A 12,996-nucleotide genomic window follows, 5' to 3' on the forward strand; every position below is an offset into this window, starting at 1 on the left:
AGTCCCAGAGAAAGAGTGTGTTTTTTTGATTTTTTTAGGTGTTTTTGTTTTTTGTATTCCTTTGTGGACTCGGGGTATATTGGTAGCAAGAGGGCTCGGGGGGGGGGGGGGGGGGGGGGGGTAAACACAGGTGATTTCGCGAATGTGTTCGCGGTTGTTGGGGCATGGAAGATGGTGTTGAATTTAATCAAAGCCAATATTGCGAATGATAGAATTGTCGTTTCTACAACCATAGAGCAACCCCTCTTTGTGGTTTTATGAAAGTCTTCGTGTATAATATACGTTATTGGTGAGGGGGAATGTCAAGGGGTGGAGGTGAAAAAAAGGCGGATAGTGGTATCCGCCCATAGTTTTTGGGTGTTTACTTCAACTCAGTATTCCAAACGCAGGATGTCGTCGATGAAGAGACCTGTATATCGCGCTACGGTATCGGCATCCACGCCATCTTTCAGCATGTTTATGGCTATTCGTTCTTTTTCTCTGCGCATTCCAATTTCCATACCGTCCGATCTTTCGCCCTCCAATTCGTCCTCTAATTTCCATTCTCTTAACAACATATCTTTTACCTCCTCTGAATGACTTTCTAAAAACTCTGCTATTTTGCCCTCGTTTATGCAGTCTTTTATAGCAAGATCTATCGCCTCTTTCAGCGTTTTTTTCTTTTTTAACAAATAATAACGAACCCGCGCAACAAGCATTTCATAACCGCCTAACGCATCGCTTTTCTGTGCAAATTCGGGATTATATCCCTGATTAATGTTGTAAACCTGCACAAGCAACTCAAGATTTATCGGACATTTGCCGGCTTCGTTTTTCTTAAACATATCCGACAACTTCAGCGTTTTTTTCGACGGATATTTGTCCTTTCCGTTATACAGAACTATAAATTCAGGATAGGGTATTCTTATTTTTAGTTTTTTATATATGTCCTTTCTCTTTATTATCTTTTTGTAAACGCTTTCTATGTAAGATAACATCCGAAGCGGCATATTTTCGTTTATAGTCGATTGGTGTTCTATTAAAACAACTATTTTGCCGTCTATTACGAACGAAATATCATTTGCCTGCCCTTTATACAGCACGTTTTCCAAAGTTGTTATTTTTATATCGGTGTCTTTGCCGTAGTTTGTGTTTTGTATTGCGTTGTATAACTCCAAAAGTGTATCTTTTTCACCGAACAAACTTGTAAAAACGCTGTCCTTGTATTCCCTGTTTGCTTTTGCGCTCACATTTTCTCCTTGTTTTAATGCAATTGTTATATAATATAATATTTGCCGCTAAGCAAAAACAGGTAAATTTTCATCTATTCTTTATTTGTAGGTAAACATAGGTGATTTCGCGAATGTGTTCGCGGTTGCGGAGGCGTGGAGAACGGCGTTGAAGTTAATCAATGCCAATATCGCGAATGCCAAAATTGTCGATTCTAACAACCATAGAGCAACCTTTCTTTGTGTTTTTATGAAAGTCTTCGTGTATAATATACGTTATTGGGGAGGGGGAATGTCAAGGGGCGGTGGTGGATTTTGTGGGGATTCTTTGTATCGTATAGAGGAAGAGAAATATTTTATGCTAATTCTACGCCTGTTCTTTGTATTTTTTCAACATCCTACGGCAATACTCATATCATATAATTCGTGCGGAGCAATGTCTTGTCCGTTTCCCCATTCAATCCCGTAACCGCTTGAAACCAAATGAACCGATTTGAAATAATCGTAATTATATAATTCTCCATACCATTCCCCCGACATATAGGGCAGAACATCAAACAGTTTTACTTCCCCTGTTTCGTAATCAAGTTTTACCTTATAACCTTCAAGCGGTTTTATACTTACAATCTTTGGACACAGCATTTTTTACCACCTTATTTTAGCGGCTCAATCTTAAAATATTGCTCTCCGTTAGAAAGCAATTTCCAGTTTGCTTCTAAATCTTCACGATGTATTTCCATCCACGCCTCGACAAGTTTCATTTTTGATTTCTGAACAGAGCCGTCAAGCACCTCTCCATCAAGTGATATTACGACTTCCTCTCCTGCGTATTCTACGTGAATATGCGGCTTATTATGTTTTCCTGAAACTTCTCTATACATACGAACAATAATTCCGTAAAACAATGACAAAACAGGCATACTTGCTCCTTTTTTATTTTCTTAAATGATTATAAAATACTATATTGTTTTGACAGTGGGCGGGATTATTTTGTATTTGGCGGTTTTTTATTGGCACACAAGTGATTTCGCGAATGTGTTCGCGGTTGTCGGGGCGTGGAAGATGGTATTGCAAATGATAGAAATTGTCGTTTCTATAACCATAGAGCAACCTATGTTTTAGTGTTTTTGTCCCTGAAAACCTGATTCCGGATAATAAAATACTATTTGGCAGAGAGCGGTGGGGATGAAATGCTTGGGGGTTGGTGATTTTTTTCTGATTTTTACATGATTTCCGGCGTTTATCCGAAACCAACTATACAATCAAAAATGTTCTTGCCTTTATGCTCTATCCATTTCGATTGCGGTTTACCGATATTTTTTTCGCTGCGAAAATCGAATGTAAGCAAGAAGCCCACATCTTTGTTTTTGCCGTCTAAGTATCCGCAAAGTTGGTCGTATGCTTCTTTATGTGCAGAATCGCCATACCAGCGTTTTAATTCTACGATAAATTGTTCTGTGTTGTAGTCCACAATAACGTCTGTTCTTCTGGCATTACGGGTTTCACTTTCAATATGATAAAAACCGGCGCCGTTTATCAAAGGGCGTAGATAAGTCAAGAACAACATTCGGCATTCATTTTCTAAAAAATCTTTTCCGCTTTCACGATAAAGTTCGTAATAATGTTGTGTAAATTTCTCTATGCAAAGTTTCATGTCAAACTTGCCGTCTTTTATTACGTCGTTTGAAAGGACTCTGTTTATACGAATGCCTTTTCGCTGTTTTTCCGTGATAAAATGCTCATAAATAATCAATTCAAAAATCGTGTTATCTATGACTGCTTTTCCGTTTTGGTTTTTTATGTATCCGAAAGTATGTCCTAAATCCATAGCATAGTCGGTCGTGTTGAATTTATAATCCTCGCCGTTTATCGTTATGTCATAAAGCAAGTCAGATAGTTCTTTGTCGGCTAAAATATTTTTACCTAAATCGTCAATAAGAGTACTTTTTTCCAGAAGAATTAGTTTTACCGCTTCCAAAACGCCGTTTTTTGTCCAATTTTTATTCAAATTATTTTCTATTCGCTGACAAATCCGTGAAACAAGATACGGATAGCCGCTTGTATAATCGCGGATTTCTTGGGCAACCGCTTGAATATCCATTCCGGATTTGTGATCTTTTTCGTATTCCATAAGCATAGACGCGATTTCTTTAACGCTCAACGACATATCCACTTCAAAATCAATCGCTATATTCCAAGGTGAATTTAGGCGTTTTTCGCCGTCTTTAAGTTGATGAGTTCCTGCTTGCACCATTTTTACTTTAAGGTTTTTAATATCATAAACGCCTGCTAAAATTACACTTTGAAATGTTGCGCCGGCTTTTTGAGGTCTTTTAAGGTATTTGTCGCGCAGAATTCCAAGAAATTTCAAAAAAATGGTGTTGTTTGAGGTTTTATCAACCTCGTCTATCATTAAAACGAACTTTTGCTTTTTGCAAACTTTACTTAAAAAAGCGTCTAGCAAATCAAAGGCGGTAATCGACGCGTCTATCCAAATTTCAGAGCCGGGCAATTCTCTTTCTGTAAAATATTTTGCGCACAAACCAAGAAATCCTTGACAAAATTCGGCTTCATCGTCAAATGTTTTGTCGCTCACACCCTCAAAACTAATCGAAATTACGGTATAATCTTCTACAAGTTGTTCTTGCAACAAAAAAAGCGTTGTCGTTTTTCCGTATTGACGACCGCGGTTTATGGAGAAATACTTACCTGCTTCCACAAGTTGTACTATTTGTGAAATTTTTTCACTCGTGTCTGCCATATAATGCAAATCGGGCACACAAAGTCCTGTTACGTTAAATTCGCGCATATTTTGATTCCCCTTTTTATCTTTCGCTATTACAAAAATACGTTTTGCGCAAGAAGAAAAACAGCAGAAGCGTTTTTTTTGTAGGGGCGAAAGATGTTTCGCCCCTACGGGAGTTTTGCGCTTGCCTTTTTTAAGTTAGGCGATGTTCGCTTCCTAATCAACCGCCTCGCCCCAAAAACTTCAGTATTTCCTCATAAAGCCCGAGGTTAAGCAAAGCAAAATTTGCTATCCCCATCACCAAGGCGATAATAAGCATTATCGGAATTAAGGTTTTCAGAGTGTCGGACACTTTATCTTTCTGGTCGCTTGCAAGCGCCGCCATAAGAACGAGAGTTGGTCCTATCGCCACACCTACCGAAGCCGATATCGATTGCGCCGCAGACATTACCGCCGTGCTTATTCCCAAACGGTATGCAACGGCGTATTGGAAATTGCCGAACAAAATGTTTGCGTTGGTGTTATTTCCCGTCAAGAAACTTGCGAGCACTCCAAAGAACGGCGAAATTAACGGAAAGAGAGGTCCTACCAAAGTTGCAATGGCGTAAGCGAGTTTGTTGCTCATTCCCGAATCCATCATAATAAGCGACATATTTCCGAGCGCAAGCAATGCAAGCGTTGCGGGTATGCCTTTTTGAACGGTTTTTCTGACTGCGTTTCTGCCTTTTTCCTTATCCCAAATTCCCGCTCTTTTATAGACTATGCAAGCGGCGATAGAGGCAAGTAAAAGCACAAGGAACGGGTGAACAAACAATCTTATGCGATTAAAGTTAGGCGCAGGCGATACTCCGTGTCTGATAACGGGATTTCCGTCGCTGTCTCTTCCGTGAATAACCTGTGAACCGGAACAAACCGCGCTCGGATTATTCGTGTCGTAATTCCAACCGGGGAAGTCAAACGCGATACCTATTCTGTTGCGGAACTGTTCGTTTCGCGGGGTATCGGGAGCGTCGAGTAAGTCAAACAATTGGAACGATATTAACAAAGCAAATATAAGCGCGTAAGGAAAAACCGCTTGCGCCAAATTGAGTTTATCTTTGTAGAAACCGCTTGCGCCTTTTTCCTCTTTGCCGCGCGCCATAAGTTTGTAAAGCAAGAACATTGCCACAAGTCCCGCAAGAGCCGCATTGAGCCCTGCAAGCGCAAACATCTCAAACTGAATGGTGAAATATTGAACGATTACCATTACGAGAGACACAGGAATTACGAAAACAAGACCTTTTTTAACGCCCTTAAATCCGTCGCTGAGCCAGCAAACGCCGATACCCGTCGTAAGAATACCTATTGCGTTAAATATCCACACGGGAATTCCCAAATCCTCTAAGGGAACGCCGGTAAGACCGCTGATAACAAAAAATGCCGCGCCCATTGAGCCGAAAGTTACAGCCCACGAGTGCCCGAGGAGCGCCGCCGCCAATGACTTGACGGGGTTAAATCCAAGGGCAATAAGAATAGGCGTTACAATAACGGCAGGAACTCCAAAGCCCGCAATTCCTTGCAAAAAGCCCGTAAAGAGCCACGCAAGCAAAACGAAAGCGACAAATCTGTCTTTTACAAAACGCTCAATGTTTTTGTTTATTACGTTTATCGCCCCAAAATCGCTTACCAAGTGGTACAGAAGCAATGCGCCCCATACGATAAGCGAGACAAAAAACGCAAGCCACAAGGCTTTTCCGACCGCAATCGGCAAACCCGAATACCAAGGCATACCGAAAAATCCGAGCGCGACAACCAAAGAAATCGCCAGCGATATACCCCCCGCCATCGGAACCGAAAGCGGTTTTTGGGTTTTGGGATGCTTAACAAAAAGCAAAAGCGCCAACAAACTAAGGATAGGCAAAAGCGCCAAAAGCGTCATAGCCAAACTGTTATTCGCAATGAGTTCCAAAACGCTTTCTCCTAACCGCTATTACGCAAAAGTGAAGCAATTCCGTTTATTGAAATGTGTATGCCTCTGCGAATGCGGTCGCTCGCCTCTTCGGGATTTCCGCATTTTGTTTGCTCGCGATAACGGCGCATCATCTCAATTTGCACGTAGTTAAGCGTGTCGATATACGGACTGCGGCTGTCTATAACTCTGCGAAGCAAACTGTTGCCTTCAAGTAAAGATTTTTGCTCGGTTATTGCAAGCAGATATTCGCACGAACGCTCGTATTCCGCTTTAATCATAGAGAATATTTTATTACGCAACGCCTCGTCTTCGACCAATACGGAATAGCGCTCTGCAATATCCATATTAACTTTAGCCAAAATCATATCCATACAAGAAAGCATAGTAGAGAAGACCGACCAATCTTTGTGCATTTTACGAAGAAGCGCCATACCTTCTTCTTTTCCGTGCTTCTGCAGGAATTTATCGATTGCCGTTCCAAAACCATACCAGCTTGTGAGCATTATGCGGCATTGCGACCACGAGAACGTCCAAGGAATAGCGCGCAAATTTTCGATACTGCGGCTTTTTGTTCTGGAAGCTGGGCGCGAGCCGATATTAAGCGAAGCAATTTCCGAAATAACGGTTGATTGCCAGAAATAATCTTCAAATCCGGGCGTTTCGTAAACCAAGCCTCTGTAAGCCGCAAAAGACGACTCCGAAAGGTCGTCAAATACTTTCAAGTATCCCTCTTCCGACGGCTCTGCAAGCGACGGAACAGCGGTTGCAGCCAAAGTCGCCGCTACAATAACTTCAAGATTTCGTCTGCCGACTTCGGGACTACCGTATTTCGCCGATATTACTTCGCCTTGTTCCGTCAAGCGGATATAGCCTTCCACAGCGCCTTTGGGCTGAGCGACAATCGCCTGATAGCTCGGACCGCCGCCGCGACCGACCGAACCGCCGCGACCGTGGAAGAAGCAAATCTTCACGCCGTGTTTCTTGAAAGTTTCAACCAAACCGATTTCGGCGCGATAAAGTTCCCAACGAGACGTAAGGTAGCCGCCGTCTTTACAGCTGTCGGAATATCCGACCATAATTTCCTGAACATTATTACGCGACTCAAGCAACTTGCGATATACAGGCAATGAAAGGAGTTTATCCATAATGCCCGCCGAATCGCGCAAATCCTGAATTGTTTCAAACAAAGGCACAAGATTTAAGTCGAGCGCGTTTTCGTATATGCGCAATATTCCGGCTTCTTTAAGCAATACCGCAAGCTCCAGAATGTCCGAAAGTTCGTTGGTCATAGATATTATGGAAGTGCGAATACAGCCTTTTCCATAGCGCAAATGAGCCTTGCGAGCGGCATTAAATATTGCCAATTCCTTAGCGGTATCTTCGCTGTATTTAGCGTGTGCCGACACCAACGGGCGCGCTGACTCGAGTTCCTTAAGCAGGATTTTTATTTTCGCTTCTTCGTCCATTTTTTCATAATTTGTTCCCGGTGCGCAAAACTCAAAAAGTTCCGCAATTACCGCGCCGTGAACCGCCGAGTTCTGACGAATATCAAGCGGTGCAAGCGTCCAACCGAACGCGCGAACAGCACGCAACAAATCGCCCAATCTTCCTTGAGCCAACAGCTGAGAGCCGTGTCCTTTTAACGATTGCTCTATTATGACAAGGTCTGCCGTAAAGTCTTCGGGCGTAGCATAAGGAGCCGCGCCTACTTCATTGCCGGAAAGCAGTTTTTCCGAGACTACAAGCACGTCTCTTGTCGCTTCCAAACGCGCCTTTATACCCGCAAGAGCCAAACGATACGGCTCGTCCGCGCGTTGCGCGTCTTTATCGGGCGACTGCTCGCCGAGTTTTGCCAATTCGGGCGTAATACCTTTAATTCTGTTGCTTGTAAGCGAAAGGTCTCTGTATAATTGCTTTACTTCAGAAATATAGAAGTTAAACGCCAATTTCACTTGATAATAAAGCGCGCTTTCCATAACTTCCGCGCTTACAAACGGGTTGCCGTCGCGGTCGCCGCCTATCCAGCTTCCAATATGCAAGAACGGCGGCAAATCGGTTTCGCCGATTGCTTTTTCTACCGATTTATACAATTTCGGAACCGCTGTCAAGAATGTCGAGTCAAAGAATGACATAACGTTTTTCACTTCGTCCAAAACAGTAAGTTTTGAGCGGCGAAGTACGCGCGTTTGCCAAAGCGTAAGTATTTTCACGCCGAGTTCGGCTTCAATTTCGTCTTGTTCTTCTTTTGTAATATCTACCATTCCGTCGCGCTTTTCGAGCAACGCAGAAATAGCGTTAAGAATTTTCCACGTGGTTTGACGTTGCACTTCCGTCGGGTGCGCGGTCAAAATCGGAGCGATGTAGGCGTTGCGGAAGAAATCCTTCAATTTTTCGTCGCCAAAACCGTGTTCTTTGCAAAGCGCAATGCTCGCTTCCAAACTGCCTTCGCGCGCCGACGCACCCTTAACGTTTTGGTGTGCGCGCCAACGGCGTATATGATGGTGGTCTTCGGCGATATTCACCAAAGCCGAGTAATATCCGATTGCACTGGTGATTTTATTCACATCGACATCGGATAAATTTTTCAAAAGATTTTCCATTTCAGCACGAGCGGACTCGTTATTGCCGCGATAATAGCGCACGGCAAATTTATGCAGAGTCTCAACTCTTTCAAAAACCTGCGGTCCTTCCACACTGCGAATTGCTTCCGCTAAAATTTTCCCAAGCAGGCGAATATCACTCTGCAATGCCTCGTTCGACTTTACCATATCGACCGCTGCGTTTCCGTCATTTTCGAGTAAATACAACATAGTGCACCTCCCCTTCCTTTGATTATGTTATGTTAACAATTTCTAATTTTTGATTTTACTTTCCAGTTCGACCTATTTGAACAAATTTTTCAACGGCTGTTGTGAAGCAGTCGTCGGATTTGCCTTTATAAGTCCTGCAAATTTTCCGAAATCCACATTATCGTTTGTCGCGGCAGTCAAGTTTTCCGATTTAATTTTCAGATAAACTTCCTCGCGGTTTACACTTATATTTCGCGGCGCTTCCACTCCAACCTTGCAGTTGTTTCCGTCAATCGACACAATCTTTATCGATATATTATCGCCGATACGGATACTTTCGCCTTCTTTTCTTGTCAATACGAGCATTGCCTACCTCACAACCGGTTCGCGTGTTGAGTAGGGAGAGTTATCCAAGATAACCTGTTTGCCGACTTTCTCCTTTGTATTGATTACAATCGGAGCCATAAGGTTCATTGTAGAATCGCTCGGATTTTCCGCCACAGTCACAAACACATACATCAACACGTCTTCCGTGTCGCATAAATTAAGACCTTCAACCTGTGCTTTTGAAATGTTCGGCGCGTATTCCGGATATACCACCATCGGGTTCAGCATAGCAAAACGCAATTTCTCGCCGTCAACTGCAACAAGCCACTCGAAAGGGGCATAGTTTTCGTTCCTGACAATCACAAATTTCTTATTGCTTTCAAACCCCGGAACGCCGTCTGCGAATGTTATGACATCGTCCGCCGAATAAACTAAATTTTCATAAATCTTTTCCAATTTCCGGTATCTCCTAAAAATTTTCCGCGCAAAAATACCTTTTGCCGTAAATAAAATGTATTATTTTTGAGATTTTGTATAATTTTTCACCATTTTCGTGATAAAAATCACAAGAGACGCCGCAAAAAGCAACGTCTCTTAGTGTGTTATTCGCATTTTTAAGCAAACGCTAAATCACTTGCATAACAAACGCTGTTTTTTGGAAGTAATTTTTCCGTGTCGGGAAAAACAGCTATCGGCACCCCGCGCTTGTATCTCGACGCGGGAATTTTATGCCCGTCTTCAATTTCGGTGGTCAATACTGCGTCTAAAGCGTCTCGCGCCATAGCAATCGCTTCTTCATAAGTTTCTCCGTATGTCAGAACGTTTGGCATATCGGGAAACTGAGCGATATACATCCCGTCTTCCTCTGTTATATTACAATTGTAGAACATATCCAAACTCCTTTCCTCATTTTCTTCTCGAAATTCCCGCTTCTTTAAGGATTCTGTTAGCGAAAACACCCAAATCCTTGTTTCCTCCGTGAAGCGGAACGGGAATACTGCGAAATCCGTTTTTGGTGAATATGTGATGCGAACCCTTAACACCTCTGCATTCCCAACCGTTTTCTTTAAGTATCGCCATCACATCTTTCGCGGTTAATCCCACTTTTCTCTCACTCTCTGCTCATTATTAGGCTAAATTCATTCTGATTTTGGTAAAATAATATTTGGCGCGGACAATAAACAGAAAAACAAAAAATTCCTGCAATTCTTGAAAAATATCTAAAGTTGCAGGAATTTTATTTGCCAACAAACAGCAAGCGTTTTCCTACAACATATTCCCCAGAAAAATACTTACGCTTACAAAATAAATAAGAAGCGCCAAAAAGTCTTTTAAGGTTGTTATTATCGGCGCCGAGCCCGCTGCTTGGTCTATGTTTAGGCGAATTAGGATGTAAGGAATTAAAAATCCGAGCATGCTTGCCGTGGTCATAGTTATTGCCATTGCAAGTCCGACGGCAACTCCAAGCATAGGCATTCCAAGCCAAAACGTCGCAATAGCTCCCGATATTAAGCCTACCAACACGCCAATACTAAACCCAACGCCGATTTCTTTTAAAAACGGCTTTACGAATTTCTTTATTTTGATGTGCTTCAATACGACCGCCCTCGCAAAAACCGCGGACGATTGCGTGCCTATGTTTCCGCCCATTCCCATAATTACGGGTATGAATATCGCAACCGCCGTTACCTTGGCGAGAACTTCTTCGTACACGTCGATAATAATTCCCGAAAGCATGCCGAGCCCGAGCGTTGCAAGTAAAAACGGCAGGCGCACTTTCCATATATCCCATAAATTTCCGAAAATTAAAACTTCGCTTCTGCCTTGTTCGTTGCTTGTGATATCCGCAAGTCCCGCTTGGTCGTAGATGTCCTCGGTGGTCTCTTCTTCCAATACGTTCATTGCGTCGTCAATCGTTACTATGCCGAGCATTTTATTGTTTTCATCCACAACGGGAAGCGACAAAAAGTCCATTGTCTGCAAAAGTCGGGCAGCCTCTTCTTGGTCGGTATCGGCGCTCACTCTTATTGGCTTCTGAAGCATTATACTTTCTATTTTAGCGTTGCCGTCTGTTGTCAAAAGCTCTTTCAGCGAAAGAACACCCAGTAATTTTCCGTCGGCGTCTTTTACATATAATGTATATATTGTTTCTTGATTTAAGGCTTGTTCGCGCACGGAAGCAATTGCCTGCTCAACCGTTATGTCGCTTTCTAAAGAAATATATTTTGTAGTCATTATACGACCTGCTGTTTCAGGCTTATAACTCATCAAAATATTGGTATCGGCTTGCTCGGCAGGCGGAAGAGAGCTTATTATTTTATCTCTCATACCTTCAAACAAGCCCTCTAATAACCGAACGCGGTCGTCGGGAGCAAGTTCGCTTACAAATTCTATAATTTTTTCTTCCGGAAAAGAACGCAGTAAGTTTTGCTGTTCGTCCGTATCTAATTCTTTAAATACAAACAAGGCGCTGTTTTTTTCCAGCAGGTCGAATACAATAATCTGTTTTTCAGGCAACAAATCGTGAAACGCGTGCAGAATTTCCATATTTTCTGCGGCGTCAAGCACAATTTTCAAGTTCTCAGTATCGTTTTCTTTAACTAATTCCGTAATGTCTTTTCTGCTTAGCATAATAAAGTCTCCTACAATCTTGTGATTATTTTGCAATTGTCGGGTAATAAGCAAGCCAAAATAATTTATGCCCGAATAAACTTGCGCGCAGAATTTATTTTTAACGCAGATTTTACGTATTTTTGGGTATTTTGCAACAAATCACTGTAGTTTTTGATGATTGGTGATGTTTTTTTTACGGATCAATCTTTACCAGCTTTCCCGTCTCAAAGTCGAGTTTGCGATAATAGCAGTTTCGTGCTTCGCCTTTTTGGTTTTTTGTGTGGCATATATTTTCTTTTTTGGGACGAACTTTATAAACGAACGAATTTTGTTCGCAATTTACAAAAATATCCGTTAATTCAAATTCTGCGCCCGATGTCGCGCCTTTCACCAAATTTCATTTCGCGAAGTGCTGAAGAATGTCGCGATTTTTGTTTTTATCGACAAATCCAGCGCCTCTTTATTTACGTACGCGATTAAAATAACCTCGTTTGTGTCGGCGTTTTGCACGGCTACGGGGATTACTCCCATATTTTTTGCGCCGATTTGCGAAAGCTTATCAAAATCAAGGCGTAATTCAAGCGTTTCTTCCAAATCAGCGTTCATTAAAGCCCTCTCGTGCGAACATTAGTTATATCTCGCTCAATCTGTCCCATTAAGTCGGTCGAGGCGAGAGAAAGCACATACTCAAAACGCTTGTCCGCGGCGTTAATCGCTATGGAAAAGCGCACTTCCGTTCGCGGAAATCGCCATTGCGCAAAAGATTGAGTTTGTATTGCTCTGTAAAATTCCGACGGATTATAGCGCAAATTCCACCTCTCTTGCGCAAGGTAATTATCGAGCGCTACAAAAGTGTATCGAGGGTCAAGCGTGCGAAAAACAGGCTGTCTTCTTCCGTATCTTTCAGTCAAAAGAGTGTAAATGTCGGCGACAAAATTAAGCGTGTTAGTACGAATATAGTTAAAATATCGCTCAACGGAAATAAACACGTTAAAATTAAAGTCAAATCTTGTAAATCGGCTGAAATCAAAATCAACAACCGCCTGAAAAAATTGGTCGTCGAAAAAATACAGCGTTGTTCTTGCGGGATAACCTGCGACAGTGTCTCTGAGAATTTGGTAGCGCGCAATATTTAATTCCGCAGGAAAAGAAGCCGTTCGCGGACGAGCTGTAAGCTGAGTAAGCGGCACTTCTTGTAAAATCGCCTGCGCCTCGGCGACCGAACTTCCCCACGCTATTCCGCGATAGCCGTCAGGGTTCAGCTCTCTTTGAGAAAAGCACAACGAGCAAAACAAAAATACTACTAAAAGTGTTTTAATCGCTTTACTCATTGCGCAGTTTTCCTTAACCTTAATTTATACC

At 42.4% G+C, this 12,996-nt stretch carries 13 protein-coding genes and 1 pseudogene; all 14 read right to left on the reverse strand.

Annotated features, from left to right (window positions below; translation table 11 throughout):
• On the reverse strand, positions 1–233 hold a 233-nt coding region (locus FWE23_06885; protein MCL2845157.1), incomplete at its 3' end, for a hypothetical protein.
• Between the two features lie 138 nt (positions 234–371).
• On the reverse strand, positions 372–1,229 hold the full coding sequence (locus tag FWE23_06890) for an Rpn family recombination-promoting nuclease/putative transposase (protein ID MCL2845158.1): 858 nt from the start codon (positions 1,227–1,229) through the stop codon (positions 372–374).
• Positions 1,230–1,598: 369 nt separating this feature from the next.
• On the reverse strand, positions 1,599–1,850 hold the full coding sequence (locus tag FWE23_06895) for a DUF2442 domain-containing protein (protein MCL2845159.1): 252 nt from the start codon (positions 1,848–1,850) through the stop codon (positions 1,599–1,601).
• A gap of 11 nt (positions 1,851–1,861) precedes the next feature.
• Positions 1,862–2,128: a DUF4160 domain-containing protein gene (locus FWE23_06900; protein ID MCL2845160.1), complete on the reverse strand. Its 267-nt coding sequence runs from the start codon at positions 2,126–2,128 to the stop codon at positions 1,862–1,864.
• A 320-nt stretch (positions 2,129–2,448) separates the two neighbouring features.
• Positions 2,449–4,017 (reverse strand): ATP-binding protein, encoded by a 1,569-nt coding sequence (locus FWE23_06905; protein MCL2845161.1) that lies wholly within the window; start codon positions 4,015–4,017, stop codon positions 2,449–2,451.
• A gap of 157 nt (positions 4,018–4,174) precedes the next feature.
• A complete protein-coding gene (locus FWE23_06910) occupies positions 4,175–5,902 on the reverse strand; it encodes an L-lactate permease (GenBank protein MCL2845162.1) in 1,728 nt (575 codons plus the stop codon).
• Between the two features lie 11 nt (positions 5,903–5,913).
• Positions 5,914–8,673, reverse strand: a complete 2,760-nt coding sequence (ppc, locus tag FWE23_06915) for a phosphoenolpyruvate carboxylase (protein ID MCL2845163.1) — start codon at positions 8,671–8,673, stop codon at positions 5,914–5,916.
• A 114-nt stretch (positions 8,674–8,787) separates the two neighbouring features.
• Complete coding sequence (gene csrA / locus FWE23_06920; protein ID MCL2845164.1) at positions 8,788–9,060, reverse strand: carbon storage regulator CsrA; 273 nt, start codon at positions 9,058–9,060, stop codon at positions 8,788–8,790.
• A 3-nt stretch (positions 9,061–9,063) separates the two neighbouring features.
• Positions 9,064–9,477: a flagellar assembly protein FliW gene (gene fliW / locus FWE23_06925; protein ID MCL2845165.1), complete on the reverse strand. Its 414-nt coding sequence runs from the start codon at positions 9,475–9,477 to the stop codon at positions 9,064–9,066.
• 158 nt (positions 9,478–9,635) lie between these two features.
• Complete coding sequence (locus FWE23_06930) at positions 9,636–9,911, reverse strand: type II toxin-antitoxin system HicB family antitoxin (GenBank protein MCL2845166.1); 276 nt, start codon at positions 9,909–9,911, stop codon at positions 9,636–9,638.
• 16 nt (positions 9,912–9,927) lie between these two features.
• Positions 9,928–10,125 carry a type II toxin-antitoxin system HicA family toxin gene (locus tag FWE23_06935; protein ID MCL2845167.1) on the reverse strand — a complete coding sequence of 66 codons (198 nt, stop codon included), beginning with the start codon at positions 10,123–10,125 and terminating at the stop codon, positions 9,928–9,930.
• A gap of 162 nt (positions 10,126–10,287) precedes the next feature.
• A complete protein-coding gene (mgtE, locus tag FWE23_06940) occupies positions 10,288–11,652 on the reverse strand; it encodes a magnesium transporter (GenBank protein MCL2845168.1) in 1,365 nt (454 codons plus the stop codon).
• A gap of 175 nt (positions 11,653–11,827) precedes the next feature.
• Positions 11,828–12,165 (reverse strand): annotated as a pseudogene (locus FWE23_06945) (phosphoribosyl-AMP cyclohydrolase).
• 74 nt (positions 12,166–12,239) lie between these two features.
• The gene (locus FWE23_06950) at positions 12,240–12,965 is read right to left on the reverse strand and encodes a hypothetical protein (GenBank protein ID MCL2845169.1); all 726 of its coding nucleotides are present in this window, start codon (positions 12,963–12,965) and stop codon (positions 12,240–12,242) included.
• Positions 12,966–12,996 lie beyond the last annotated feature (31 nt).

The organism is Chitinivibrionia bacterium, assembly GCA_009779925.1.
Lineage (GTDB): Bacteria > Fibrobacterota > Chitinivibrionia > Chitinivibrionales > Chitinivibrionaceae > WRFX01.

Coding starts and splice junctions, on each gene's coding strand:
- ppc (MCL2845163.1), bottom strand. CDS start 8,673: ATGGTAAAGTCGAACGAGGCATTGCAGAGTGATATTCGCCTGCTTGGG.
- FWE23_06930 (MCL2845166.1), bottom strand. CDS start 9,911: ATGTTCTACAATTGTAATATAACAGAGGAAGACGGGATGTATATCGCT.
- FWE23_06905 (MCL2845161.1), bottom strand. CDS start 4,017: ATGCGCGAATTTAACGTAACAGGACTTTGTGTGCCCGATTTGCATTAT.
- FWE23_06900 (MCL2845160.1), bottom strand. CDS start 2,128: ATGCCTGTTTTGTCATTGTTTTACGGAATTATTGTTCGTATGTATAGA.
- csrA (MCL2845164.1), bottom strand. CDS start 9,060: ATGCTCGTATTGACAAGAAAAGAAGGCGAAAGTATCCGTATCGGCGAT.
- FWE23_06895 (MCL2845159.1), bottom strand. CDS start 1,850: ATGCTGTGTCCAAAGATTGTAAGTATAAAACCGCTTGAAGGTTATAAG.
- FWE23_06950 (MCL2845169.1), bottom strand. CDS start 12,965: ATGAGTAAAGCGATTAAAACACTTTTAGTAGTATTTTTGTTTTGCTCG.
- mgtE (MCL2845168.1), bottom strand. CDS start 11,652: ATGCTAAGCAGAAAAGACATTACGGAATTAGTTAAAGAAAACGATACT.